General features: G+C 62.1%; 22 protein-coding genes. 1 reads left to right on the top strand and 21 read right to left on the bottom strand.

Annotated elements, in window-relative coordinates:
• Positions 1 to 17: 17 nt before the first annotated feature.
• The 4 genes from ACVW0Y_RS07140 to ACVW0Y_RS07125 all read right to left on the bottom strand — a co-directional run bounded on the left by ACVW0Y_RS07140 (position 18) and on the right by ACVW0Y_RS07125 (position 5,210).
• Complete coding sequence (locus tag ACVW0Y_RS07140) at positions 18 to 1,088, bottom strand: WD40/YVTN/BNR-like repeat-containing protein (RefSeq protein ID WP_457437042.1); 1,071 nt, start codon at positions 1,086 to 1,088, stop codon at positions 18 to 20.
• 118 nt (positions 1,089 to 1,206) lie between these two features.
• A complete protein-coding gene (locus ACVW0Y_RS07135; protein WP_457437040.1) occupies positions 1,207 to 2,565 on the bottom strand; it encodes a DUF1329 domain-containing protein in 1,359 nt (452 codons plus the stop codon).
• A gap of 39 nt (positions 2,566 to 2,604) precedes the next feature.
• Positions 2,605 to 4,515 (bottom strand): DUF1302 domain-containing protein, encoded by a 1,911-nt coding sequence (locus ACVW0Y_RS07130; RefSeq protein ID WP_457437038.1) that lies wholly within the window; start codon positions 4,513 to 4,515, stop codon positions 2,605 to 2,607.
• A 128-nt stretch (positions 4,516 to 4,643) separates the two neighbouring features.
• Positions 4,644 to 5,210, bottom strand: coding sequence for an RBBP9/YdeN family alpha/beta hydrolase (locus ACVW0Y_RS07125; RefSeq protein ID WP_457437036.1), 567 nt, complete (start codon positions 5,208 to 5,210; stop codon positions 4,644 to 4,646).
• 295 nt (positions 5,211 to 5,505) lie between these two features.
• Between ACVW0Y_RS07125 and ACVW0Y_RS07120 the strand changes: the two genes are divergently transcribed.
• Positions 5,506 to 6,522, top strand: a complete 1,017-nt coding sequence (locus ACVW0Y_RS07120) for an AraC family transcriptional regulator (protein WP_457437033.1) — start codon at positions 5,506 to 5,508, stop codon at positions 6,520 to 6,522.
• 19 nt (positions 6,523 to 6,541) lie between these two features.
• Here ACVW0Y_RS07120 and ACVW0Y_RS07115 read toward each other — a convergent pair whose 3' ends face one another.
• The 17 genes from ACVW0Y_RS07115 to ACVW0Y_RS07035 all read right to left on the bottom strand — a co-directional run bounded on the left by ACVW0Y_RS07115 (position 6,542) and on the right by ACVW0Y_RS07035 (position 24,970).
• Positions 6,542 to 8,107, bottom strand: a complete 1,566-nt coding sequence (locus ACVW0Y_RS07115) for a methyl-accepting chemotaxis protein (protein ID WP_457437031.1) — start codon at positions 8,105 to 8,107, stop codon at positions 6,542 to 6,544.
• Positions 8,108 to 8,280: 173 nt separating this feature from the next.
• On the bottom strand, positions 8,281 to 9,042 hold the full coding sequence (locus tag ACVW0Y_RS07110; RefSeq protein ID WP_457437029.1) for a hypothetical protein: 762 nt from the start codon (positions 9,040 to 9,042) through the stop codon (positions 8,281 to 8,283).
• 91 nt (positions 9,043 to 9,133) lie between these two features.
• Positions 9,134 to 10,144, bottom strand: coding sequence for a YeiH family protein (locus ACVW0Y_RS07105; protein ID WP_457437027.1), 1,011 nt, complete (start codon positions 10,142 to 10,144; stop codon positions 9,134 to 9,136).
• Positions 10,141 to 10,461 carry a Rieske (2Fe-2S) protein gene (locus tag ACVW0Y_RS07100; protein WP_457437026.1) on the bottom strand — a complete coding sequence of 107 codons (321 nt, stop codon included), beginning with the start codon at positions 10,459 to 10,461 and terminating at the stop codon, positions 10,141 to 10,143. The genes ACVW0Y_RS07105 and ACVW0Y_RS07100 overlap by 4 nt, the downstream gene beginning before the upstream one ends.
• A complete protein-coding gene (locus ACVW0Y_RS07095) occupies positions 10,458 to 11,120 on the bottom strand; it encodes a DsbA family oxidoreductase (protein ID WP_457437024.1) in 663 nt (220 codons plus the stop codon). Before ACVW0Y_RS07095 ends, ACVW0Y_RS07100 begins: the two co-directional genes overlap by 4 nt.
• The gene (locus ACVW0Y_RS07090; protein ID WP_457437023.1) at positions 11,117 to 12,445 is read right to left on the bottom strand and encodes an MFS transporter; all 1,329 of its coding nucleotides are present in this window, start codon (positions 12,443 to 12,445) and stop codon (positions 11,117 to 11,119) included. Before ACVW0Y_RS07090 ends, ACVW0Y_RS07095 begins: the two co-directional genes overlap by 4 nt.
• A 103-nt stretch (positions 12,446 to 12,548) precedes the next feature.
• Positions 12,549 to 13,601 (bottom strand): 3-keto-5-aminohexanoate cleavage protein, encoded by a 1,053-nt coding sequence (locus ACVW0Y_RS07085; RefSeq protein WP_457437021.1) that lies wholly within the window; start codon positions 13,599 to 13,601, stop codon positions 12,549 to 12,551.
• A gap of 72 nt (positions 13,602 to 13,673) precedes the next feature.
• Positions 13,674 to 14,522, bottom strand: coding sequence for a TauD/TfdA dioxygenase family protein (locus ACVW0Y_RS07080; RefSeq protein ID WP_457437020.1), 849 nt, complete (start codon positions 14,520 to 14,522; stop codon positions 13,674 to 13,676).
• 10 nt (positions 14,523 to 14,532) lie between these two features.
• Positions 14,533 to 15,513: a quinone oxidoreductase family protein gene (locus tag ACVW0Y_RS07075; RefSeq protein WP_457437018.1), complete on the bottom strand. Its 981-nt coding sequence runs from the start codon at positions 15,511 to 15,513 to the stop codon at positions 14,533 to 14,535.
• 191 nt (positions 15,514 to 15,704) lie between these two features.
• Positions 15,705 to 17,555, bottom strand: a complete 1,851-nt coding sequence (glmS, locus tag ACVW0Y_RS07070) for a glutamine--fructose-6-phosphate transaminase (isomerizing) (protein ID WP_457437016.1) — start codon at positions 17,553 to 17,555, stop codon at positions 15,705 to 15,707.
• Between the two features lie 10 nt (positions 17,556 to 17,565).
• On the bottom strand, positions 17,566 to 18,336 hold the full coding sequence (locus tag ACVW0Y_RS07065; protein ID WP_457437015.1) for a DeoR/GlpR family DNA-binding transcription regulator: 771 nt from the start codon (positions 18,334 to 18,336) through the stop codon (positions 17,566 to 17,568).
• A 172-nt stretch (positions 18,337 to 18,508) separates the two neighbouring features.
• Positions 18,509 to 19,867 carry a bifunctional UDP-N-acetylglucosamine diphosphorylase/glucosamine-1-phosphate N-acetyltransferase GlmU gene (gene glmU / locus ACVW0Y_RS07060; RefSeq protein WP_457437013.1) on the bottom strand — a complete coding sequence of 453 codons (1,359 nt, stop codon included), beginning with the start codon at positions 19,865 to 19,867 and terminating at the stop codon, positions 18,509 to 18,511.
• Positions 19,868 to 20,067: 200 nt separating this feature from the next.
• Positions 20,068 to 20,493, bottom strand: a complete 426-nt coding sequence (locus tag ACVW0Y_RS07055; RefSeq protein WP_457437011.1) for a F0F1 ATP synthase subunit epsilon — start codon at positions 20,491 to 20,493, stop codon at positions 20,068 to 20,070.
• A gap of 44 nt (positions 20,494 to 20,537) precedes the next feature.
• Positions 20,538 to 21,914, bottom strand: coding sequence for a F0F1 ATP synthase subunit beta (gene atpD / locus ACVW0Y_RS07050; RefSeq protein WP_457437010.1), 1,377 nt, complete (start codon positions 21,912 to 21,914; stop codon positions 20,538 to 20,540).
• 30 nt (positions 21,915 to 21,944) lie between these two features.
• Positions 21,945 to 22,805, bottom strand: coding sequence for a F0F1 ATP synthase subunit gamma (gene atpG, locus ACVW0Y_RS07045; RefSeq protein WP_457437008.1), 861 nt, complete (start codon positions 22,803 to 22,805; stop codon positions 21,945 to 21,947).
• A gap of 62 nt (positions 22,806 to 22,867) precedes the next feature.
• On the bottom strand, positions 22,868 to 24,412 hold the full coding sequence (atpA, locus tag ACVW0Y_RS07040) for a F0F1 ATP synthase subunit alpha (protein WP_457437007.1): 1,545 nt from the start codon (positions 24,410 to 24,412) through the stop codon (positions 22,868 to 22,870).
• 21 nt (positions 24,413 to 24,433) lie between these two features.
• On the bottom strand, positions 24,434 to 24,970 hold the full coding sequence (locus ACVW0Y_RS07035) for a F0F1 ATP synthase subunit delta (protein WP_457437006.1): 537 nt from the start codon (positions 24,968 to 24,970) through the stop codon (positions 24,434 to 24,436).
• Positions 24,971 to 24,983 lie beyond the last annotated feature (13 nt).

Here is a 24,983-nt window from a genome sequence, read left to right as displayed (position 1 = left end):
GTTTCTCGTTGACTTCGTTAGGGCAGGCGCTGGCTGCGCACACCGCGGCTGCCGACCAGCACCAGGCTGTGGTCGACGGCGAATTCGGCGGCGCTGATCGGCGCCATTTGCGTCTGCGGCACGGCCTCCAGGGTGTGGCCATCGGCGCTGATGCGCAGCACATGGCCGGCCTGACTGAACAACAGCACATGGCCGCTGGCGTCCTGGGTCGCGGCGCTGATGCTGTTTTGCAGGTGGTTATCCAGTTCGGTCCAGCTGCTGCCGCCATCCACGCTGCGCAGTACATGCCCGCGCAGGCCGTACACCAGCAGCTCGCTGGCGCTGCCGGTGACACCGAAGAAACTGCCGCTATAGGGCGTCTGCAAGGCGACAAAGCGCTGCTGCTCGGCGTCCCAGCGCAACAGCAAGCCCTGCTCGCCGGCGATATAGGGCACGCCGTTGACGGCGGCGATGGCGTTCAGGTGCAAACCCTGGGGGTTGTCGGTGCGATCGGCAAATGGCTGCCAGTGACGGCCGCCGTCTTCGGTGCGCAGGATCACGCCGAATACGCCGACGGCGTAGCCGAGCTGGTCGTTGGCGAACCACACATCCAGCAGCGCCTTATCGGCACCCTCATCGATCATGCGCTGGGCGTCGGCCAGGCGCGCGGCCCATTGCTCGTCGTCCGGCGCGGCAGCGGCCATCGCACTGTAGCGCTCCTGCATCAGGGCACCGATCTGACGACCGTCGAGCTGTTTGCTCCAGGTGGCACCGGCGTCTTCGCTGTGCAGAATCACACCATCGTGGCCCACCGCCCAGCCCAGCTTTGGCGTGGGGAAATACACCGCAGTGAGATCACTGCTGACCGCCACCTGGGCCTGCAGCCACTGGTCGCCAGCTGTGTCGGAATAAAGAATATGGCCGCGCTGGCCGACCGCCACCAAGCGTTCGCCGGCACGGCTGACATCGGCCAGAGGCGCCATGGGCGCCAGAGCGCTGGTACGTGCCGGCAGATCCAGCACGTCGATAAATTCGGCCTGTGCGCCGATGGGCAAGCTGCCTAGCAGCAGACCCAGCAGGGCGATCAGGACTTTGGATAGATCACTCATGGTCAATCTCGGCAAAAGATGCGCCGCAGGGCTTGGGACTCTGCGGCGCCGGGTCAATGTCCCGCCGTGTCAGGGAGTAGCGTCACGGACACTGATGGCGGGGCCTGTGGCCCGAAACTCAGCGGATGCCCGCGCCGGCCAGGGACTCGGGAGACCACTGCGCTTTGGATAGCGTGTCGATGTAGTGGATACCACCGTACGGGCCAACCACGCCGTTGATGTTGTACGAGCCACCCACCAGGTCATAGATCATGAAGGGTGTGGAGTCCGGCACGGTCTTGTCGTAGCTCTGGCTGAGGAAGGCAAACGAGCCGCGATAGAGCTGGCCACGGGCGTCATATTGGTCCGAGGCCAGCGCCACCCAGCTGTCTTCGTCGAGGTAGAAGCGGCGCTTGGCGTACACGTGGCGAGCGCCACTTTTCAGCGTGCCTTCCACCACCCAGACGCGGTGTTTCTCCCAGCGCACCAGATCCGGTGCCAGGTGGTTGGGGGTAGTGATGGCCTTGGCGTCAGGGGCGTAGGTCAGACGGTAGGTGTTGTAGGGCACGATCATTTCCTGCTTGCCCACCAGCTTCCAGTCGAAGCGGTCCAGCGCACCGTTGAAGACGAACACGTCATCGTAGGTGCCGGCACCAGCGGTGCCCGGGTTCGGCGTGTCGTACGCGAGGTTCGGGGCCAGCTTCACCCGACGTACGCCAGGCAGGTACTGCCAGGCGCGGCGCGGTTGCTGCAACGGGTTGGCCGCATCCTGCAGCATGATCGACTCACCGGCGCGGCGCGCTGGCGCGGTGTAGTAGAGCTTCATCTGGTAGTAGGTGGCGCTGGCGGTGATCGGCTTGCTCATGTCCTCGTAGATCGGATAGCTGATAAACGCCTGCCCGGTGATGGCCAGGCTGGCGACACCGGAGGAATCGACGTTCCACGAGTCGTACTTGGTGCCGATGGTCACGCCCTGGTAGCGCAGCAGAAAATTCCACATGGCCTCGGCACCCGACTGCGGAATCGGGAACGGTACGCCCGGCAGCACGTTATCGATCGCCAGCCCGCCTTCCAGCGACTTGGCACCGGTGGCGTTTTTCAGGCTGTTGTCTTGCACTGCCTGGGGTACGGCGGCGGTGCGGTGGGTGGGATAGAGCTCGACGCGAAAGGTCGGGAAGCGCTTGGCCAGTTCCACGGTAGTGGCGGTGAGCTGGTCTTTGTACTGCTCGACGTTTTTACCGTCGATCACCACCAGCGGTTTCTCACCGGCGTAGGGGTCAGGGCGCACGCTATCACCGGCCTTGAAGTTCGCCGGGGCCTGGGTCAGACCACCGGTGTAGGCCGGAATACTGCCGTCGGCATTGCCGGCTTTTTCCGCGCCGAGGGCGGTCAGGCTGGTGCCCAGTTTGGCCGCTTCGCTAGCGGATACGGCGGCGTGGGCCTGGCCGGTCAAGGCCAGGATGAGGGAGGCAGCCATTACGGTTTGCACGAATTTCATCTTGTTGTTCTCCTGCACTGAGGCGGGGCAATTCGTGGATCAGAAAGTGGTTTTAAACGTCAGGTATAGCGCGCCACGGTCTTCACCGCTGGCACCGCCACCCGAGAACGACGAGTAACCGCCGGCGTAGCAGGTGTTGCGTTGGCCCAGGTCGAGGGCGTTGGGCAGCGCACCGTCGACAGCGCCGTTTTTGCACTTCTGGGCGTCACCAAAGGAATCCACGTATTTGAGGTCGACGTAGTACTGGTTATAGATCGCCGCACCAACGCCGAGCGAGTAGTTGCCGGTGTCTTCGGCACCGCCGGCGGCAACCGGTGAAACGCCATCGATCCCGACGTTGATGGACATTGGCGCAGTCAGGTCCACACCCGGAAACACCTGGTACCAGGTCGGTGTGAAGTTGACCGCCACGCCCCAGTTGTCGCGGGTCGGTTTGTCGATGCCGCGGTAGGTGTCTTTGCCTTTGTACAGCGCTTCGTTCTTGCTATCGAGGCTCAGCAGGTTGCTGTAGTACACCTCGCCGAGCAGGCTCGCGGCATCGAACAACGCAGTCTCGGGCAACGCCATCAGGCCATTGACCACCCAGTGCAGGGTGTCGCCGGTGGCGCTCATGCTTTCGCCTTCCTTGAACTGGCCGTTGACCACGCCGGTACCGGGATTGCGTGGGGACAAGCCAGCGCCAGCCGCGCCTGTTACCAGCAATGGGCTGTAGATCGCCGGGATGCTCGACAGCGGCATACCGTGGCGAATGTTCAGGTCGCTGCCGACGCTGACCCCGGCGACGTCCTTGGACAGGCTCAGGCCATAGATATGGATGTCTTCGCCGTAGGCCAGGCGATAGGAGGTGGTCTCGATGGAGTTACGCAGCCCCGCCACGCCACCGGCGACGGTCAGCTTGCGGGCGTCGAGCACCGCCTGGGGCAGGATGTCGGAGGTATTGCGGTAGTAAATGCCCAGGGTGCCGTCCAGCCACTCCGGCGACCACTTGGCCATTACGCCCCAGTCGCCTTGGTTATCCGGGGTCAGGTCGTCGCCGCGGCGGATATTGCTCAGCGTGCCATTCGGCCCAGCCAGGCCGGCACCACCGGTGTGACCGAGAATAAACGACTGCGCGCCTTCGCCGATCAGGTCGGAAGAGCCGTAGTAGGTGCCGGCTTCCGGCAAGCGTGCAGCATCCCAGTCAAGGAAGTACTGGGCACCGAACGACCACTCGGAATTGAGGGTGAAGCTGGTGGACAGCTGGTTGCGCGGCACAAACAGTTCCTTGGCCTCGGTGCCCGGCGATGCCGCCAGCTTGGCCAGGTCCAGCCCGGACTGGCCGTAGCTGATCGAGTGCACCGGGTTGAGGATGGTTTCACCCCAGAACACGTTGTGCTGGCCGGCTTTCATGCTCAGCAGCGATTGCTCGCCCACCTCGGTGCTGTAGAACACAAAGGCATCGAGAATTTCACCGGACGGGCCGCTGTAGTAACGCTGGGCATGGTTGCTCAGGTGCGAGCTGCCGAACACCGTAGGGGCAGTCGGACGGCCATTCCAGCCGACGATGGCGGAGTAGTCGCCATTGCCGTTAACGAAGGGGTTGGAGTTGGAGCCGACGTTGTCGTACGCCTTGTCATACCAACTGGCACCGCTGACACGAAAGCCCAGACGGTTCTGGTAGACCACATCCAGTTCGGTCAGCAGGTCGAGACGATTGGTGATATTGGTTCCGGCCTTGCGGAAGTTGTAGTCACCATCGTTGTTGTTCGGCGTACCGAGCATGCGCGAATCGGCGCTCTCAGTGCGCACGCCGTAGTTGTACTTGACGGTGTTGTCGAACCGCACCGACATGTCGGGGTTGCCGGTATCGACTTCGACGGCCTGAACGACTGGCACAACGGCCAGGGTGATGGCCGCCGCCAACAGGCTGGTGCGTAGGGGCGGGCGGTGCTGCTTGTTGTTGTTGTACATAGCGTTGACTCCGCTTTTATTGTTTTGGACTTGCTAGGTGCTGCCCGCGCGGGTTGGTCGCGCAGGCGGGTATTGGGTCGAATGGGTCCTTTTCGAGTAAGGGTGTTGGCCTGCGCGACGGGCGCGGGTCAGTCCAGCAATGCCTGAATCAGGCGCTCGGCTTGCGGCCACTCGCCGTAGCCGGACGCCGGGTTGAGATGACCGACTTCGCCAAGCTCGACCAGGCTGGCACCCCAGTCGCTGGCCATGGCGCGGGCAGCGTCCAGGCTGGCCAGGTGATCGTTGCTGCTGGCCGCGACAATGCTCGGGAACGGCAACCGGCCACGGGGCAGCGGCGACCAACCGTTGTCTTTAAGTACCTGCGGGCTGGGGTATTGGGCCGGCCACACGCTGTCGAGGTCCGGCGGGGTAACCAGCAGCGCGCCGAGGATCGGCCGCGAATGCCGCGCCGCCCAGTGCACTGTCATTAACACGCCAGCGCTGTGGGCAACCAGCACCACGGGACCGTCAATGGCGTCCAGCTCGCGCTGAATGGCGTCCACCCGGGCCGCCAGGCTCAGTTTGTCGGTTTCCAGCGGCGGCACGCTGCGGCAGTTCGGCAACCGTGCGGCGAGCAGGGTTTGCCAGTGCTCGGCAACGTGATCGCGCAGGCCGGGAATGATAAGGACGGTAAACGCTTTGTCGTTGTTAGCCACGCCGGGCTCCTGACTGCCAATCCGGTTTTCGGCGTGCACAGACGCCGGGATGTGACAGACAGTAGAGGCGGGCCCCCCGCCACGCTTCACATTAAGCGTCAGCCTTTTCGCAATTCATGACAGATCCGCTGTAGGCCGTTTCGACGGCAGGGTGTTATCCCGTCGGAACGCTGCTAAGGTCAGCTTTTCAGGCCCGATTTTTCATTTCATGACAGCCCGGTGACCGTCTGTCCGGCCATCGGGCATCATGGGCGACGGCCGCCAATGCGGCCGCACCCGTGTAGGAACTAGAACAATGACAACACTGGTTCGCGCAGCGGTACTGACCAATTTCCTGGAGGTCGCCCAGCATCTGGGCCTCAAGCCCCAGGCGCTGCTTAATGACGTGGGCCTCAGCAAAAGCCAGCTGCAGGACCCGGAACACCGCATCCCGATTGGCGCAGCCGTACAGGTGCTGGAAAACGCCGCGGCGGCCAGCGGCTGCCAGACGTTCGGCCTGCGCATGGCCGAATCACGCCAGCTCTCGGACTTCGGCGCGGTCAGCCTGCTGCTGACCCACCAACGCACCCTGCGCGAGGCGTTGCAGGTGGTGGTGCAGTATCGCCATCTGCTCAACGATTCGCTGGCCATCTATATCGAAGAGGCCGGCAGCATGGTGATCATCCGCGAGGAAGTGGTCACCGAGGCCGGCCTGAGCTGGCGGCAGGGCAACGAACTGGCGATCGGCGTGATGTATCGGCTATGCGCCGCTTTGCTGGGCACGCACTGGCGGCCGATCAGCGTCAACTTCACCCACTCGGCGCCAGACGATGTGCAAGTGCACCGACGGGTGCTGGGGCATAAAGTGGAGTTCAACAGCGAGTTCAACGGCATTGTTTGTCATGCCGCCGACTTCGAGGTCGCCAACCCCCACGCCGACCCGGCCATGGCGCGTTATGCGCAGCGCTTTCTCGAGTCCCTGCACGTCGATCAGCAGACGCCGCTGGTGTTTGAAGTGCGCAAGGCCATCTACCTGCTACTGCCCATGGGCCGCGCCACCATCGAGCAGATTGCCCTGGCCATGGGCATGAACGTGCGCACCCTGCAACGGCGCCTGGAGGAGAACGAGGCAACCTTCAGTGACCTGATCAATGGCGTACGCCGCGACCTGGTGATCCGTTACCTGGAAAACCCCGCCTACTCGCTGGGGCGCATCGCCGACATGCTCGGCTACTCGATGCCCAGCTCGTTTACCCGCTGGTTTATCGGCCAGTTCAGCATGCCGCCCGCCGCCTGGCGTAGTGAACACGGCACGCCGCGCAAGGAGCGCTGAGAGCGGCGCGCCGCGCTACTTAACTATTGAAGCGCACGACCAGCTCGCGAAGGGCGAACGCGGTGGACTCCAGCTCACCGCCCAGGCTGGCGGAACGGCTGGTGATCAACGCGTTCTGCTCACAGGCCTGGGAAATGCTGCCGATCTGCTCGGCGATATTTTCCGCCACCTGACCCTGCTGCTCCGAGGCAGCGGCCATCTGTTCGGTCATCTGCTGGATTCGCTCGACCCCCTGGGTGATCCCGCCCAGCGCGGCCTCGGTTTCGATAACCCGCTGCACGCCCCGTAACGCCTCGGAGCTGCCCTGACGAGCGATGGTCACGGCCTGTGCAGTCACTTCCTGCAGGCCGCCGATGATGCCTTGGATGGTCTCCGTGGAGTCGCGGGTTTTCGAAGCCAGGGCGCGGACTTCATCCGCCACCACGGCAAATCCGCGCCCCTGCTCGCCGGCACGCGCGGCCTCGATGGCAGCGTTGAGCGCAAGAAGATTGGTCTGCTCGGCGATGGCGCGGATCATATCGGCCGCCTGCTGGATCGACTTGGCGCGGTCGGCCAGGCCTTCCACCGAAGAGCTGATGCCTTCCACCGTCTGCGCCAGCTTCTCGACCATTTGCCGACTCTGTTCAGCCTGACGGCTGCCATCCAGGGCCAGTGCATTAACCTGGCGGGCCTCCTCGGCGGTGAGCTGCACATTGCTGGCGACTTCATGGATAGAGGCCGCCATCTCCTGCATGGCGGTGGCGGCCATCTCGGTCTCGCCACGCTGGGTTTGCAGGGCCTGTTCGGCTTGCTGCACCAGCTGGCCATTTTCCGAGGCCTGGCTCGCGGTGCGGTCGGCATAGTCGCCGAGCAAGCCAAAGGCGGTGCGGATGCGCGCGCCCTCGCTGATCAGCGCCAGCTGCAGGCGGGCCACAGCGCCGCTGTCATCGGTGTACGTGCGGGCTACCAGTTCGCTGGCGAACGCCTTGGGTGCGGCTTGGCCGACTTTGAGCAGCGCGCGTTTGACATAGGCCATGGTCAGGAATGCCTGCCCCAACCCCAACGCCACCAATAGCGCCACACCCGCGCCGGCCTGCCCGGCATACAGCAGCGCCGGCCCGAACACTGCGGCCAGCAGTGGCAGGAGGAGAAAGCGCGCCAACACCAGCAGTTTCTCTTGCAACGGTGCCGCCGGCAGGCCGCGAATAAGCCGCGCATAAAGCGCCGTGGCGCGCCGCACATGCGCGGGCTGCACGCACTCGCGCACTGATTCGTAACCGATCACCTTGCCGTTTTCCTGGATCGGCGTGACATAGGCACTGACCCAATAGTGGTCGCCGTTCTTGCAGCGGTTCTGCACCACCCCCATCCAGCTCTTGCCGCTCTTGAGGTAGTCCCACATGTGCGCAAACACCTGCGGTGGCATGTTCGGATGGCGCACCAGGTTGTGCGGGCTGCCGATCAACTCCTCGCGGCTGTAACCACTGACCTCGACGAATGCATCGTTGCAGTAGGTGATTTTGCCGTGGGTGTCGGTGGCGGAAATCAAGCGTTGGTTCGGCGGAAAACTACGTTCCCGGCCACTTACGGGCATATTTATACGCATCACGCTACTCCTGTCGGCACACCGACCTGCAAAACAAGGGACGCCGGTACGCGAACCTCGCGCTGGCGAAATCGACTCTTGAGTCAACTAATTTAGATAGCGCTGAACAGACCGGCTTCGCATTGCCTGTCAGGGCGTTTTCATTTCATGACCATGGCGTACCGTTCGGCGCTTCAGGGCTGTTGTGGCGGGATGTTCAACGCCACCTCATCGAGGTCCAGCACGGCACGACTGAGGTAGAACTCGGTGCCACCCCCGCCCTCGCCTGCGCCTTGTTGCACTTGCCGGCGGACAAACTGGTAAGCGCCGCGCACCTTGGCCAAGGCCTCGGCCTGGCTAGCGTGTTGCGCTTGCAACTGATCGAAGCGGCGCTCGATATCGCCATCCAGCTGCGCCACACGCTCAGCTGAAAGCTGCCAACGGTCTTTTTTCGCTAATGGGTAACGGCGCAGTTGATAGTCCAGCAACAGGTCGGCAAGGTCGCGGCTCTGTTCGCCAAAGGCTTCCTGCGTGCTGCCTTGCGCCAGCTGGCGGACGGTGGCCTCACCCAGTTGCTGGCGTTGCTCCAGTAACTGAGTGATCAGCTCCGGGTACCGTCGACTTTCGCTGCGCGGCAACCCATCGAGCTGTTCGAAAAGCTTGCGCATGGCGGCCAGCGGCTGCACCAGCTGCGGCGGTTGGCCGAGTTGCAGCACGTCGGTTTCCAGGCTGGTGAGGTGGTGGAATACGGCGGTGAGCAGGCGCGGATCGGGGCTGCGCTCCCGCGGGTCGTAGTACAGCATGGCGCTGGCGCAGAGCAGCCGGCTGTGGCTATCCAGTTCGTACAGCTGACGTACCGTGCCGGTATCGGCCTGGGCCGGCAGACAAAGCAGACCCAGCAGGCACGCCGGAACAATTTTTAGAAGAGCAGTTCTGAGCAGAACAATCCTTTGCATCGTCCATCCCTTTTTTTTGTTTTTATAGTTTTTATCGGTGGCCGGGCCGGACATGCCCGTGGCTGTGCCGGCGCCGGGCGCCGGCGAACCGCTACAGCCCCCAGCGCATCAGCAGCAGCACCAGCACGACGAGAAACACGGTCTCGCCGACCATCAGCAGAATCGGTTTGATGCCCACGGTGGCCAGCTCCTTGAGCTGGGTTTTCATGCCCAGCGCGGCAATGGACACCACCAGGCACCAGCGCGACGCCTCGTTGACCCCGCCCTGCACCAGCGCCGGTACCCAGCCGGTACTGTTGATGCAGGCCAGAATCAGAAAGCCGACGGCAAACCAGGGCAACAGCGGCGGACGCTGGGCACCCGGCTCGACGCCTTGAGCGCGGGTGATCAGCGCCGCACAGAGGATCACCGGTAGCAACATGGCCACGCGCATCAGCTTGACCACGGTGGCGATATCGCCGGTCTCCGGCGACATGCTGTAGCCGGCACCGACCACCTGGGCCACGTCGTGAATAGTGGCACCGAGGAATACCCCAGCCTGCTGCGGCGACAGGCCGAGGGCGTTGGCAATCATCGGGTAGAGAATCATCGCCAGGGTCGACAGCGCCGACACACCGATCACGGTAAACAAGGTGGCGCGTTCTTTCTTCGGGTGATTGGGCAGGGCAGCGGCCAGGGCCAGCGCCGCCGAAGCGCCACAGATCGCCGTGGCACCGCCCGTGAGCATGCCGAACAGGCGCTGGAAGCCCAGGGCGCGAGCGGCCAGCACCGAACAGCCGATGGTCACCACCACCAGAATCACCACCAGGGCAAAGGGTTTCCAGCCCAGGGCGGCGATCTGCTCCAGGGTGATGCGCATGCCGAGCAGCGCCACGCCAATGCGCAATACGGTGCGTGCGGTGAACTCGATACCCGCCTTGCAGGCACCGTCGGCCGCCAGAAAATTCAGGGCCAAGCCCAGCAACAGGGCGAACAGCATCACCGGCGCGCCGTAGTGCTCGGAAAGAAAGGTCGCGGCGGCCGCCACCACCAGGCTGAGGGTGATACCCGGCGCCAGCAAGCGGACGCGGTCGTTGAGTTGGCTGATGGCAATGGCGCTCATGGCGCGGGGTCCTCGATAACGATAAAAATCTGCTCGCCCTCGATCTCCACCGGATAGGTGGCAACCTTGAGCGCAGTCGAATTGAGCAGGTAGCCGCTGGCCAGGTCGAAGCGCAGGCCGTGGGCCCGGCACTGGATCACCCGGCCCTGCAACTGGCCGCCGCACAGCGACGAACCCTGGTGCGGGCAGCTGTCGGCAATGGCGTGAAACTGACCGTCGAGGTTGAACAGCGCAATGCTGTGGCCGCCGTACTCAAGTAGTACGCGCTGGCCGGCCACCGGCACTTGCGCGGCCGGCAGCGGATAACGCCTGCTCATGGCCGTTCGCTCCGTTGTTGCGCGGTACCAAGTACCTGCTGCATGGCGCGCAGCAGGTACTCGGCCGGTTGCGCGCCAGACAGGCGCAGCTGCTTGTCGAAGACAAACTCCGGCACGCTGCTGGCGTTTACGTCCGCCGCCTGGTACGGCCGGCCATCGCCATACAGGGCGCGCGTCATTGCCTCGCGCGAGTAACCACAGGCTTCGGCGATGGCCAGCAAGGTGTTGCTGTTGCCAAGGTCTTCACCGTTGTTGAAGTGTGCGGCGAACAGGCGCTCGAGCAGCAGCTCACGTTGTTGCGGGCTGCCCAGCACAGCGGCCTGCCGAAACAGACGATGGGCATCGGCGGTATTGGGCATGCGGCTGATGCGCTCGAAGCGGATCCGCAGGCCGACGGCCTCCGCCGCTTCCTGCACTTGCCGCTGCCGCTGCTGCACGGCGGCTTCACTGCCCAGCCGACGCAGGTAGAACTCGCCAAAGGCTTGGCCGCCGGCGGGCAGATCGGGCAGCAGCTGCACGCCCTGCCAATCGGTGCTCACCTCTTGTAGCGGCAAGGTTTGCTGCAGCTGGGTCACGGCCTGCTCCAGCTGGCGCTTGCCGATCAGGCACCAGGGGCAGATGAAATCGAACGCTACGTCGATGCGCAGGGCAGGGTTCACGATTGACCCTCCAGCACGGCCGCGCCGGCTACCTCCCCGCCGGTCTCGCCGCGCAGCCGGGCGATGTCCTGCAGGTAATGGCGGCGGGCATAAAAGAACACGGCGGCGGCACCGATGCTCACCAGCGGCACCAGTTGGAAGGCGGTCTGCAGGCCCAATACGTCCGACAGACGTCCGGTGATAAAAGGCCCCGGTGCCAGACCCAGCAGGTTGTTGGCCAGGGTCAGGGTGGCGAAAGCGGTGCCGTGCACGGAGTAATGGGTCAGGTTGGCAACCATGGCCCCGGCCGGGCCGGTGGTGCCGGTGGCTATCAGCATGCCCAGGCAGATCAAGGCCAATTGGGCCAGGCCTGGCGGCAGGGCAAAGGCCAGCGACAGCAACACGCAGCTACCCAGGCAATAGGCGATAGCCAAGGCGATTTTGCGCTCCGGGGCGTTACGGCACAGGCGGTCGCTGAGCATGCCACAGAGAATCATGCCGACGCCGCTGCACAGCACGATCAGGCCGGCCAAGGCCCCGGCCTTGTCGGTGGCCATGCCGTAGTAACGGTTGAGGTAGCTGGGCATCCACACGATCACCGTGCCACCAACAAACAGCTGCAGCCCGCTACCGATATAGGCAGCAATTACCGAGCGGCTGGCATACAGGCTGCGCAGTGGGTGCGTGGCCTGCTCGGCCGCCCGTTGCACGGCGCTGGTAAAACGCGTGTGCGACACCCGCGCTTCTTTGACGATCAGCGGGTAGCACACCGCCAACACCAAGCCGAACAGCGCCATGCCGACAAAGGCCCAGCGCCAGCCCAGGTGCGCGGCGAGGGTGCCGCCCAGGGCCATGCCCAACACTGAACCGAACATGCCGCCGGCCATAAAGGCTGCGGCCAGGGTGGCACGCATATGTTTGGGAAATACCGACAGCACCACGGCAATGCCGACACTGCCGTATGCCGCCTCGCCAACGCCGACCAGAAAGCGCGCTAAAAACATCTGCTCGTAGCGCTCGGCCAGACCGCAGATCAGGGTGGCGATGCTCCACAGCAGCGCCATCAGCGCCAGGCTGCGGACGCGGCCGAAGCGGTCGGCCAACAGCGACAAGGGGAAGGTCAACAAGCCGACCATCAAAGCGACGATGCCGCTGAGCAGGCCCAATTGGCTATCGGAGAGGCTCCACTCGCTTTTCAGCAGCGGGAACACGGCGTTGAGTACCTGCCGCGACATGTAGTCGGAAATCAGCAGGCCGAATGTCAGGGCGAAGACGACCCAGGCATAGCTGCGTGGAATGCCGACCGAGGTGTCTACCTCGTCGCCCACGCTGTGATGAAAGGCCATGAATGCCTCCTCGTTGTACTGCAACTTATTGTTATTGTTGTCGTTTCGCTTGAATACAGAGGACGGCCCCAGTACTGCTGGCAGGGGCCGTCGTTACATCCACTCAACCGCGCTGTGGCACACCTTTCTGCCCGGCCTGGCGGTTAGGCGCCATGCCATTGGCCAGCAGGGTCTGCTCGATGCTGTCGTACTGCACGCCAATGCGGTAGATCTCACGGGCTTCTTTGCCGCTGGCGATTTCGCGCCCCAGCTCATGGGCAACACGCACGGTCTGCTCGATCTGCTGCACGGAGCCGAAGCGCTTGCCGTGCTGGTCGATGATGGTGTCTTCGTTGCCGACACGCGGGTGCAGCCCCATGGACAGGGCCATGGTGTTGAACGGCAGCACGTTCTTCAGCAGCGACTCGGAGGTGAGGGTGCAACCATCCGGCGCGCGGTGAATGAAGTTGAAGAAGTTGAACGGGTTAGGGCCGTCGAAACCGCCGCCGATACCGATCCAGGTCAGGTTCAGCGGACCCATGTAGAGGCCCTTGCGCACCATGCGCTCGAGGGTTTCCAGGGCGTGCATGCCGGTCAGTTGGAAGTGCGGCTGAATACCGTTGGCGCACAGGCGCTTGAGGTGCTCGGCAACCCAACCCGGGCCGGCCGGTACGGTCATTTCGCTGTAGGCGGCATGGATGGCCGGGTTATCCAGGGAGGTACCCTTCAGGTACTCCGGATACAGCAGCTCCATGATGTTCATCTGGGTGGTGTTGATGGCCACCGTCACCTGATCCGGCTTGGGGGTCAGCTCGGCGAGCATATGGCGGGTGTCATCGGACAGCCATTTGGCCGCCTCGCCCTCACCTTCGGGAGCGAAGGAGATCGAGCCACCAACCTGGATGATCATGTCCGGCACGGCCGCACGCACCCCGGCGATCAGCTCGTTGAACTTGGACAGGCGCTTGGAGCCGGTGCCGTCCAGTTCACGCACATGCAGGTGCAGCACAGTGGCGCCGGCTTCGTAGCACTCCACGGCCTTTTGCACCTGCTCGTCCATGGTCACCGGAATGTCTTCCGGGAAGTCCGCAGGCATCCACTCCGGCCCGTACGGGGCAACGGTGATGACTACTTTTTCCATGTTTTCGGGGTGCAGCGAATCGTCGAAGAATTGCATGGGGGAATCCTCTTGTTCTTATTAAAGCGGCCCGCCCCGACACGGTTGGGGAACGGAACGGGCCTAAAGGGTTTAGAAGGGCTTGTCGCCGATGATCCCGGCGCGCTCCATCTTGCGGTGGCATGGCGGGTAATCCATGACGGCGTAATGCTGGGTGCAACGGTTGTCCCAGATCGCCACGCTGTTGGGTTTCCAGCGCCAGCGCACTTGGTATTCGGGGATGTACACCTGGCTGATCAGGTAGCGCAGCAGCTCGCCGGCACCAGGGTTGGCGTCCTGGCCGAAGCGTACGTTGGCCGCGGTGTGGTAGTTGCTGAAGTGGGTGGTGAAGGCGTTGACGAACAGCACCTTCTCGCCGGTTTCCGGATGGGTGCGCACCACGGGGTGCTCGGCATCCGGGTACATGGCCTTGAGCGCCAGGCGTTTTTCGATCGGCATGGCCGCACCGAAACTCGCTTCGATACTGTGGCGGGCGCGCAGGCCGGCGATCTTGTCCTTGATTTCAGCCGGCAGGTTTTCGTAAGCCAGGCCCATATTCGCCCACATGGTGTCGCCGCCCACGGGTGGGCACTCCACGCAGCGCAGCACGCAACCCATGGGCGGCACTTCGCGCCAGGTGGCGTCGGTGTGCCAGGCATTTTCGTAGCGGTCGTTGACCGCGTCCGGTGATTTGTAGATGCGCACCAGGCCCGGATGCTCCGGATCGCTGCCTGATACCGGGTGGTCCTCCAGCTCGCCAAAACGACGGGCAAACGCCACGTGCTCGGCGCGGCTGAAATCCTGCTCGCGCAGAAACAGCACCTTGTGTTGCAAAAGCAGCGCTTTGATCTCGGCGAACAGGCCGTCGTCGCGGGCGACATCGCCCAGGTTTACGCCACTCAGTTCGGCGCCAATGGCGCAGGTCAGTTGTTCGACTCGCATGGCACGCTCCTCAAATGACGAAAATCGATGAGCCGGTGGTTTTGCGCGACTCCAGATCACGGTGAGCCTGCACCGCGTCCTGCAGGGCGTAGTGCTGGTTGATCTCGATCTTGATGCGCCCGCTACCAACGTGGTCGAACAGCTCGCCGGCCAACTCGGCCTTTTCCGCCGGATCGGCGATGTAGTCGGCGAGTGCCGGACGGGTAACGAACAGCGAACCTTTCATGGCCAACAGCACCGGGTCGAACGGCGGGATCGGCCCGGAAGCCGTGCCGACACAGACCAACAGGCCGCGGCGCTTGAGCGAGTCCAGCGAGCCGTTGAAGGTGTTCTTGCCAACGCTGTCGAACACCACATCGACGCCCCGCCCATCGGTCAGGGCGCGTACGCGCTGGGCGACGTCTTCGACGCCGTAGTTGATGGTGTGGTCGCAACCGTGGGCACGCGCCACTTCGGCCTTGGCCTCGGTGGAAACGGTACCAATCACATTGAGGCCGAGCAGCTTGGCCCACTGCGCCACGATCAGGCCGACGCCGCCGGCAGCGGCGTGCAACAGAATGGTGTCACCCGGTTTGAAGGCATGGATACGGCGCATCAGGTAGGCCGACGTCAAACCGCGCATGGTCATCGCCGCAGCGGTTTCGAAAGCGATGGTTTCCGGCAGCTTGATCAACGCCGCAGCGGGAATCAGCCGCTCGGTGCTGTAGGCACCAAGGGTGTTGATAAACCCGGTGTAGGTGACCCGGTCACCCACCGCCACGTTGCTCACTCCCTCACCGAGCTCCACCACCACACCGGCAGCTTCCACGCCAATGCCGTTAGGCAGCGGGATCGCATACGTACCATTGCGGAAATAGGTGTCGGCATAGTTCAAACCGACCGCCACATGACGAATGCGCACGTGCCTGGGGCCGGGCTCGCCGACCTCGACGTCCTCGTAGCGCAACACCTCCGGACCCCCTGCCTCGTACAAACGGACGGCTTTGGCCATGCCTATTCTCCAGTCTTGTTGTTAGCCACCAATAGCGTGGATTGGACTGTAGAACCGCCCCGAAGCCAGTGCTTCTCATCGCACGACAGGGGCTTTTCATTTCGTGACAGGGGGTGGGGCGGGGATTTGCAAGCGGGGGTATAACGCGGAGAGAGGCTGTGGATAAGTGGGTTACCCACAGCCTCGTGGGCTTACTCGACGGTGACGCTCTTGGCCAGATTACGCGGCTGGTCGACGTCGGTGCCGCGCAGCACTGCCACGTAGTAGGACAGCAGCTGCAGCGGCAGGGTGTAGAGGATCGGTGCCAGGGCGTCGGAAATGTGCGGCATATTCACCACGTGAGTGCCTTCGCCGTTACTCATGCCGGCCTGACCGTCGGCGAATACCACCAGCTCGCCGCCACGGGCGCGAACTTCCTGCAGGTTGGATTTGAGCTTTTCCAGTAGCTCGTTGTTGGGTGCCACAGTGACCACCGGCATATCGCTATCTACCAGTGCCAACGGGCCATGTTTCAGCTCGCCAGCCGGGTAGGCTTCGGCGTGGATATAGGAGATCTCTTTGAGCTTGAGCGCGCCTTCCATGGCCACCGGGTATTGCGCGCCACGGCCAAGGAACAGGGCGTGGTGTTTTTCCGCGAACAGCTCGGCGATTTTCTCCACCGTGCCGTCCATGGCCAAGGCTTCGCCCAGGCGGGTTGGCAAGCGGCGCAGTTCGTCCACCAGCTCGGCCTCTACGCCTTGCCCCAGGGTGCCGCGGACTTGGCCGAGGGACAGGGTCAACAGCATCAACGCCACCAACTGGGTGGTGAAGGCTTTGGTGGAGGCCACGCCGATTTCCGGGCCGGCCTGGGTCAGCAGGGTCAGGTCGGATTCGCGTACCAGGGAGCTGATGCCGACGTTGCAGATCGCCAGGCTGGCCAGGTAGCCACCGTTGTCCGGGCCCTTGGCCTTGCCATTTCGCAGAGCGGCAAGGGTGTCGGCGGTTTCGCCGGACTGGGAAATGCTGACGAACAGGGTGCCCGGCTGCACCACCACCTTGCGGTAGCGGAATTCGCTGGCCACTTCGACCTGGCAGGGGATGCCGGCCAGGTCTTCTAGCCAGTAACGAGCGACCATGCCGGCGTGGAAGCTGGTGCCACAGGCAACGATCTGTACGTTCTGCACCTTGGCGAACAGCTCGGCAGCCTGCGGGCCGAAGGCTTGCACCAACACATGGTCGGCCCCCAGACGGCCTTCGAGGGTGCGCTGCACGACCTTGGGCTGTTCGTGGATTTCCTTGAGCATAAAGTGGCGGTAGGCACCCTTGTCGGCGGCCTCGGCACCTTCGTGGTACTGCACGCTTTCACGCACCACCGGCTGGCCGTCGACGCTCCAGATCTGCACGCTGTCGCGGCGAATTTCGGCGATATCGCCTTCTTCCAGGTACATGAAACGGTCGGTGACCTGGCGCAGGGCCAACTGGTCGGAGGCGAGGAAGTTTTCCCCCAGGCCCAGGCCGATTACCAATGGGCTGCCGCTGCGGGCGGCGAGCAGGCGGTCGGGTTGCTTGGAGCTGATCACGGCCAGGCCGTAGGCGCCGTGCAGATCTTTCACTGTGGCCTTGAGCGCGACAGTAAGGTCGCCGAATTCTTTGAGCTTGTGGTCGAGCAGATGGACGATGACTTCGGTATCGGTGTCCGAGCTGAACACATAGCCCAGGCCCTGCAGTTGCTTACGCAGGGCCTCGTGGTTTTCGATGATGCCGTTGTGCACCACCGCCAGGTCACTGCCGGAGAAATGCGGGTGGGCGTTGCGCTCGCTGGGTGCGCCATGGGTGGCCCAGCGGGTGTGGGCGATGCCCAGGCGGCCGGCCAGGGGTTCGCCGGCGAGAGCCTGTTCCAGCTCGCCGACCTTGCCAACGCGGCGGCGGCGCTCGAGCACACCGTCGGTGCTGAAGACTGCCAGGCCAGCGCTGTCATAGCCGCGGTATTCCAGACGTTTAAGGCCTTCCACCAGGATGGCGGTGATATTGCGCTCAGCGACCGCGCCGACGATGCCACACATAGTTATCTCCTTAAGCTTGCAGCGCCGCGCAGATCAGGTGGACCCCACGCGCGGTGATGGATGCCCGCGCTTCAAAGTCGAGGCGGTCATCGGTGATCAGGGTCTGGATGCTGCTCCAGGGCAGTTCCAGGTTGGGAATCTTGCGGCCGATCTTGTCGGACTCGACCATCACAATCACTTCGCGGGCGACTTCAGCCATCACCCGGCTAAGACCGAGCAATTCGTTGAAGGTGGTGGTGCCGCGGGCCAGGTCGATGCCATCGGCACCGATAAACAATTGGTCGAAATCATAGGAGCGCAGCACCTGTTCGGCGACTTGGCCCTGGAAGGATTCGGAGTGCGGGTCCCAAGTGCCGCCGGTCATCAACAACACCGGCTCGTGTTCCAGTTCACTGAGGGCGCTGGCCACATTCAGCGAGTTGGTCATCACCACCAGGCCGGGTTTGTGGCCGAGCTGGGGAATCATCGCCGCCGTGGTGGTACCGCTGTCGATGATGATGCGCGCGTGTTCCTTGATACAGGCCACACCAGCACGGGCGATGGCTTGTTTGTACTGGGACACGGGTTGGGCGCTATCGGCGATCAGCTCTTGCGGCATCGGCACGGCACCGCCGTAACGGCGCAACAGCAGGCCGTTGCTTTCGAGGGCGGCGAGGTCTTTACGAATGGTCACTTCGGAGGTGGCGAAGGCTTTGGACAGCTCGTCGACACTCACCTCGCCGTGCTCAGCGAGCAAGGCAAGAATCGTGTGGCGACGTTGCGGTGTGTTGCGCTTCGACATGCGTAAGTTTCGATTCGAAAGATAAGTGCGCGAATCAAAACAAACCGAAGGTTTTGCGTCAAGGGGAAATTTGTGGGAGCGCGGCGTAGGGCGAATACACCAACGGTGTATTCGTCGTTTCGTTTTCCGGGGAATCGCGAATCGGCGGATATCGCCTATGGCGATATTCGCCCTACTTCTTGACCGGCCGCTTCCAGCCTTCGATATTGCGCTGTTTGGCGCGGCCGACGCCGAGGGTGGCAGCAGGAACGTCGGCAGTGATCACCGAACCGGCACCGGTGGTAGCGCCATCACCCAGGGTGACGGGGGCGACCAGCGCACTGTTGGAACCGATAAATACGTCAGCGCCCAATACGGTGCGGTGCTTGTTGGCACCGTCATAGTTACAGGTGATGGTGCCAGCGCCGATGTTGGTACGCGCACCGATTTCGGCGTCACCCAGGTAGCTGAGATGGCCAGCTTTGGCACCTTCACCGAGCACGGCGTTTTTCAGTTCGACGAAGTTACCCACATGGGCTTTCGCACCCAGTACCGACCCTGGTCGCAGACGGGCGAACGGACCGCAATCGGCACCTTCGCCCAAATCGGCCCCTTCCAGGTGGCTGCTGGCTTTGACGATGGCACCCTGGCGCAGCGTGGAGTTCTTGATCACGCAGTTGGGGCCGATCTGCACGTTATCTTCGATCACCACTCGACCTTCGAGGATGACGTTGATGTCGATAAGCACATCGCGGCCAACGCTGACTTCGCCGCGCACATCGAAACGCGCCGGGTCGATCAGGGTGACGCCCTGGGCCATCAGGCGACGCCCGGCGCGATATTGGTAGTGACGCTCGAGTTGGGCCAACTGGATGCGGTCGTTGGCACCGAGCACTTCCATTTCGTCGTTGGCTTGTTCGGTGGCGACCACCAGACCATCGGCCACGGCCATGGCGATCACGTCGGTGAGGTAGTACTCGCCCTGGGCGTTGCTATTGGACAGGCGACCCAGCCAGTCGGCCAGACGTTTGCCCGGCACGGCGAGGATGCCGGTGTTGCCTTCGCGGATGGCGCGTTGGGCGTCGTTGGCGTCTTTGTGTTCGACGATGGCCTGCACGCTGCCTTGGGCGTTACGCAAGATGCGGCCGTAGCCGGTGGGATCGGCCAGTTCGACGGTGAGCAGACCAAGCTGTTGCTCGTTCACCAGGGCCAGCAGACGCTGCAGCGTTTGCTCTTCGATCAGCGGCACATCGCCATAGAGAATCAGCACCTTTTCCGCCGAGAGTTTCGGCAGCGCCTGCGCCACGGCATGCCCGGTGCCCAGTTGCTCGGCTTGCAGGACAAAGCTCAAATCGGTCGCCGCAAGCTGATCACGAACCTTGTCCGCACCATGCCCAATCACCACTTGGATGCTCTGCGGCTGCAGCTGCCGTGCGGTGTCGATAACGTGTCCCAGCATGGATTTACCGGCGATGGGGTGCAGCACCTTGGGCAATGCGGAACGCATGCGGGTGCCTTGGCCGGCGGCGAGGATAACGATATCGAGTGACATGGGGCGGGGTCCTGAGCAGGTTGGCTAGGGGTTCGGTGGACGTGGCGCCCAGCCGAAGGAATGCACAAGAACTATCTATACGGATAACGACAAACTACGAGGTGAAGCGCTAGCCCGGGCGGGCGAAATACCTTTTTCAGAAAAAGAAAAAGGGTAGCCAAGGCTACCCTTTTACTTGATCGCGATGAAGACCAGCGGGGTTAGCCGCCGAACTTCTTGCGAATTTGCTGAACGGTGCGCAGCTGAGCTGCGGCCTCGGCCAGACGAGCAGAAGCGGAACCGTAGTCGAACTCCGCGCCTTTCTCGTGCAGGGCTTTCTCAGCGGCCTTGAGGGCCTCTTGAGCAGAAGCTTCATCCAGGTCGTCTGCACGTTGCACGGTGTCGGCCAAGACCTTAACCATGTTCGGTTGCACTTCCAGGAAACCACCGGAGATGTAGAACACCTCGGTGTCGCCGCCTTGCTTGATCAGGCGAATCGGGCCCGGCTTCAAAGCAGTGATCAACGGGGCGTGACCCATGGCGATACCAAGATCACCCAAGAGACCGCTCGCAACCACCATCTCCACCAGACCGGAGAAGATTTCGCCTTCTGCGCTGACGATATCGCAATGGACTGTCATAGCCATTTGCTTGCCTCAACCTGATTAGCGCCCGTTGCCGGGCGCTGGGATTACAGTTTCTTGGCTTTCTCGATAGCTTCTTCGATGCCGCCGACCATGTAGAACGCTTGTTCTGGCAGGTGGTCGTAGTCACCGTTGAGGATGCCTTTGAAGCCAGCAATGGTGTCTTTCAGGGAAACGTATTTACCCGAAGAACCGGTGAAGACTTCAGCCACGAAGAACGGCTGCGACAAGAAGCGCTGAATCTTACGAGCGCGGGATACCAGCTGCTTGTCGGATTCCGACAGCTCGTCCATACCCAGGATCGCGATGATGTCTTTCAGCTCTTTGTAGCGCTGCAGAACGTACTGGACGCCGCGAGCGGTGTCGTAGTGGTCCTGGCCGATCACGTTCGGATCCAGCTGACGGGAAGTCGAGTCCAGTGGGTCTACCGCTGGGTAGATACCCAGGGAAGCGATGTCACGGGACAGAACGACGGTGGCGTCCAAGTGGGCGAAGGTGGTCGCTGGCGACGGGTCGGTCAAGTCGTCCGCTGGTACGTATACCGCTTGGATCGAGGTGATCGAACCTTGCTTGGTCGAAGTAATACGCTCTTGCAGAACGCCCATCTCTTCGGCCAGGGTCGGCTGGTAACCTACTGCCGAAGGCATACGGCCCAGCAGTGCGGATACTTCGGTACCGGCGAGGGTGTAACGGTAGATGTTGTCGACGAACAGCAGAACGTCGTTACCTTCGTCACGGAATTTCTCAGCCATGGTCAGGCCGGTCAGCGCTACGCGCAGACGGTTGCCTGGTGGCTCGTTCATCTGACCGTAGACCAGAGCTACTTTGTCGAGAACGTTGGAGTCCTTCATCTCGTGGTAGAAGTCGTTACCTTCACGAGTACGCTCACCCACACCGGCGAACACGGAATAACCGCTGTGTTCGATCGCGATGTTACGGATCAGCTCCATCATGTTTACGGTTTTACCAACACCGGCACCACCGAACAGACCAACCTTACCGCCTTTGGCAAACGGGCAAACCAGGTCGATAACCTTGATGCCGGTTTCCAGGAGGTCGTTGCCGCCAGCTTGTTCCGCGAAGGAAGGTGCTGGGCGGTGAATGCCCCAACGCTCTTCTTCGCCGATCGGGCCGGCTTCGTCGATTGGGTTGCCCAGTACGTCCATGATCCGGCCCAAGGTCGCTTTACCGACCGGTACGGAGATGGCTGCGCCAGTGTTGTTGACGTCCAGACCGCGCTTCAAGCCTTCGGTCGAGCCCATCGCAATGGTACGAACCACGCCGTCGCCCAGCTGCTGCTGAACTTCGAGAGTGGTTTCGGCGCCTTGAACTTTCAAGGCGTCGTAGATGCTCGGAACCTGATCACGTGGAAATTCCACGTCAATCACGGCGCCGATGATTTGTACGATACGTCCGCTACTCATAGCTGGATCCTCTGAATATTTGAACCGGTATCAAACCGCGGCAGCGCCGCCAACGATTTCCGAGATCTCTTGGGTGATCGCCGCCTGACGTGCCTTGTTGTAGATCAGCTGCAAATCGCTGATCAGATCACCGGCGTTGTCAGTCGCATTCTTCATCGCGATCATCCGGGCTGCTTGTTCAGCAGCGTTGTTCTCGACCACCGCCTGGTAAACCTGCGACTCCACGTAGCGCACCATCAGGCCGTCTAGCAGCTCTTTGGCGTCGGGTTCGTAGAGATAGTCCCAGTGATGCTTGAGATCTTGATCCGGATCGGCTTCCAGCGGAATCAACTGTTCCACTGTCGGCTTCTGCGTCATCGTGTTGACGAACTTGTTGGAAACCACGGACAGGCGATCAATACGGCCATCCAGGTAGGCATCCAGCATCACTTTGACGCTGCCGATCAGATCATTGATCGACGGCTCTTCGCCCAAGTGGCTGATTGCAGCAACGACGTTGCCGCCGAAGTTGCGGAAAAACGCCGCACCCTTGCTGCCTACTACGCAGAGATCGATCTCTACGCCTTGTTCGCGGTTAACCGCCATGTCCTTGACCAGGGCCTTGAACAGGTTGGTATTCAAGCCACCGCACAAACCACGGTCACTGCTCACCACCACATAACCCACACGCTTTACTTCGCGGTCGATCATGAATGGGTGACGGTATTCCGGGTTAGCGTTGGCCAGATGACCAATCACCTGGCGGATACGCTCCGCGTAAGGACGGCTGGCAGCCATGCGCATTTGTGCTCTGCGCATCTTGCTGACAGCGACCTTTTCCATGGCGCTGGTGATCTTTTGCGTGCTTTTGATGCTCGCAATCTTGCTGCGAATCTCTTTTGCGCCTGCCATGCAACACCTATATAGGTACACCTATCGGCCAGCAGGATGGGGGCCTGGGCCCCCATCGCGGCTTACCAGGTTTGGGTGGCTTTGAACTTCTCGATACCGGCTTTCATGCCAGCGTCGATTTCGTCATTGAAGTCACCCTTCACGTTGATCTTGGCCATCAGATCGGCCAGATCGCGGTTGAAGTAAGCAATCAGAGCTTGTTCGAAGCTGCCGATTTTCGCGATCTCGACGTCGACCAGGTAGCCACGCTCGGCGGCATACAGGGACAACGCCATGTCGGCGGTGGACATCGGCGCATATTGCTTCTGCTTCATCAGCTCGGTAACGCGCTGACCATGCTCAAGCTGCTTACGGGTGGCTTCGTCCAGGTCAGAAGCGAACTGGGCGAAAGCGGCCAATTCACGGTACTGAGCCAGAGCGGTACGGATACCACCGGAGAGCTTCTTGATGATCTTGGTCTGAGCAGCACCACCAACACGCGATACCGAAACACCGGCGTTCACTGCCGGACGGATGCCGGAGTTGAACATGGCCGATTCCAGGAAGATCTGACCGTCGGTGATGGAAATCACGTTGGTCGGAACGAACGCGGAAACGTCGCCAGCCTGGGTTTCGATGATCGGCAGAGCGGTCAGGGAACCGGTTTTGCCAGTTACCGCGCCGTTGGTGAACTTCTCAACGTACTCTTCGGAAACGCGGGATGCGCGCTCCAGCAGACGGCTGTGGAGATAGAACACGTCACCTGGGTAAGCTTCGCGACCTGGCGGACGACGCAGCAGCAGGGAGATCTGGCGATACGCCACAGCCTGCTTGGACAGATCGTCATAAACGATCAGCGCGTCTTCACCGCGGTCACGGAAGTATTCGCCCATGGTGCAACCGGAGTACGGTGCAATGAATTGCAGCGCAGCGGATTCGGAAGCACTGGCAGCGACGATGATGGTGTTAGCCAACGCGCCGTTTTCTTCCAGTTTGCGAACCACGTTGGCGATGGTCGATTGTTTCTGACCGATAGCCACGTAGACGCAACGGATGCCGCTGTTCTTCTGGTTGATGATGGCGTCGATGGCCAGAGCGGTTTTACCGATCTGACGGTCACCGATGATCAGCTCACGCTGACCGCGACCAACCGGGATCATAGCGTCGACGGCCTTGTAGCCAGTTTGCACTGGCTGGTCGACCGATTTACGCCAGATCACGCCCGGTGCAACCTTTTCAACCGCGTCGGTAGCGACGTTGTTCAGCGGGCCTTTACCGTCGACAGGGTTACCCAGGGCATCGACTACGCGACCCAGCAGTTCCGGACCAACCGGAACTTCGAGGATGCGGCCGGTGCACTTGGCGCTCATGCCTTCAGCCAGCGACTGGTACACGCCCAGAACCACGGCACCGACGGAGTCGCGCTCGAGGTTCATGGCCATGCCATAGACGCCGCCCGGGAACTCGATCATTTCGCCGTACATAGCGTCGGCGAGACCGTGAATCCGCACGATACCGTCAGACACGCTGACGATGGTGCCTTCGTTACGGGCTTGGGAGGCCACATCGAGCTTGTCGATGCGACCCTTGATGATTTCACTAATTTCGGAAGGATTGAGTTGCTGCATTGCTCTGCTGCCCCTTCAAACTCAAGATTTCAATGCTTCGGCTAGTTTCGCGATTTTGCCGCGAACTGAGCCATCGATAACCAGGTCGCCGGCGCGGATTACGACGCCACCAATAAGGCTGGCATCCTCCGCAGCGTGCAGGCGCACTTCCCGGCCGAGCCGTGCACTGAGAACCTTGGCGAGTTTGTCTTGCTGTTCGTCGTTCAATGCAAAGGCACTGGTTACATCCACATCGACCGATTTTTCCTGCTCGGCTTTCAACAGCTCGAACAATTCGGCGATTTGCGGCAACAGCACGAGACGGTTGTTCTCGGCTAATACCTGGATGAAGTTCTGTACCTTGGCATCGAACTTGTCACCACACACCTCGATGAAGGCGGTGGCCTTGTCTGTACTCGTCAAACGCGGGGCCGTAAGCACGCGCTGTACGGTGGCGTCTTGCGACACCTCCGCAGCCAGGCCGAGCATGGCTGACCAATTGGCCAGTTGCTGGTGGGCCTGAGCGTACTCAAAAGCTGCCTTGGCGTAAGGTCGGGCCAACGTGGTCAGTTCTGCCATGATCGCGCCCTCG

It is taken from the genome of Pseudomonas sp. TE3786 (genome assembly GCF_054057335.1).
The sequence above is the reverse complement of the archived record's forward strand: the minus strand, read 5'-3'. Positions and strand labels throughout refer to the sequence as shown.

Excerpts from the sequence above, each read along its gene's own strand:
- ACVW0Y_RS07140 (WP_457437042.1), bottom strand. The coding sequence starts at position 1,088 with ATGAGTGATCTATCCAAAGTCCTGATCGCCCTGCTGGGTCTGCTGCTA.
- ACVW0Y_RS07135 (WP_457437040.1), bottom strand. The coding sequence starts at position 2,565 with ATGAAATTCGTGCAAACCGTAATGGCTGCCTCCCTCATCCTGGCCTTG.
- ACVW0Y_RS07130 (WP_457437038.1), bottom strand. The coding sequence starts at position 4,515 with ATGTACAACAACAACAAGCAGCACCGCCCGCCCCTACGCACCAGCCTG.
- ACVW0Y_RS07120 (WP_457437033.1), top strand. The coding sequence starts at position 5,506 with ATGACAACACTGGTTCGCGCAGCGGTACTGACCAATTTCCTGGAGGTC.
- ACVW0Y_RS07115 (WP_457437031.1), bottom strand. The coding sequence starts at position 8,107 with ATGCGTATAAATATGCCCGTAAGTGGCCGGGAACGTAGTTTTCCGCCG.
- ACVW0Y_RS07110 (WP_457437029.1), bottom strand. The coding sequence starts at position 9,042 with ATGCAAAGGATTGTTCTGCTCAGAACTGCTCTTCTAAAAATTGTTCCG.
- ACVW0Y_RS07105 (WP_457437027.1), bottom strand. The coding sequence starts at position 10,144 with ATGAGCGCCATTGCCATCAGCCAACTCAACGACCGCGTCCGCTTGCTG.
- ACVW0Y_RS07100 (WP_457437026.1), bottom strand. The coding sequence starts at position 10,461 with ATGAGCAGGCGTTATCCGCTGCCGGCCGCGCAAGTGCCGGTGGCCGGC.
- ACVW0Y_RS07090 (WP_457437023.1), bottom strand. The coding sequence starts at position 12,445 with ATGGCCTTTCATCACAGCGTGGGCGACGAGGTAGACACCTCGGTCGGC.
- ACVW0Y_RS07085 (WP_457437021.1), bottom strand. The coding sequence starts at position 13,601 with ATGCAATTCTTCGACGATTCGCTGCACCCCGAAAACATGGAAAAAGTA.
- ACVW0Y_RS07080 (WP_457437020.1), bottom strand. The coding sequence starts at position 14,522 with ATGCGAGTCGAACAACTGACCTGCGCCATTGGCGCCGAACTGAGTGGC.
- ACVW0Y_RS07075 (WP_457437018.1), bottom strand. The coding sequence starts at position 15,513 with ATGGCCAAAGCCGTCCGTTTGTACGAGGCAGGGGGTCCGGAGGTGTTG.
- glmS (WP_457437016.1), bottom strand. The coding sequence starts at position 17,555 with ATGTGTGGCATCGTCGGCGCGGTCGCTGAGCGCAATATCACCGCCATC.
- ACVW0Y_RS07065 (WP_457437015.1), bottom strand. The coding sequence starts at position 18,336 with ATGTCGAAGCGCAACACACCGCAACGTCGCCACACGATTCTTGCCTTG.
- glmU (WP_457437013.1), bottom strand. The coding sequence starts at position 19,867 with ATGTCACTCGATATCGTTATCCTCGCCGCCGGCCAAGGCACCCGCATG.
- ACVW0Y_RS07055 (WP_457437011.1), bottom strand. The coding sequence starts at position 20,493 with ATGGCTATGACAGTCCATTGCGATATCGTCAGCGCAGAAGGCGAAATC.
- atpD (WP_457437010.1), bottom strand. The coding sequence starts at position 21,914 with ATGAGTAGCGGACGTATCGTACAAATCATCGGCGCCGTGATTGACGTG.
- atpG (WP_457437008.1), bottom strand. The coding sequence starts at position 22,805 with ATGGCAGGCGCAAAAGAGATTCGCAGCAAGATTGCGAGCATCAAAAGC.
- atpA (WP_457437007.1), bottom strand. The coding sequence starts at position 24,412 with ATGCAGCAACTCAATCCTTCCGAAATTAGTGAAATCATCAAGGGTCGC.
- ACVW0Y_RS07035 (WP_457437006.1), bottom strand. The coding sequence starts at position 24,970 with ATGGCAGAACTGACCACGTTGGCCCGACCTTACGCCAAGGCAGCTTTT.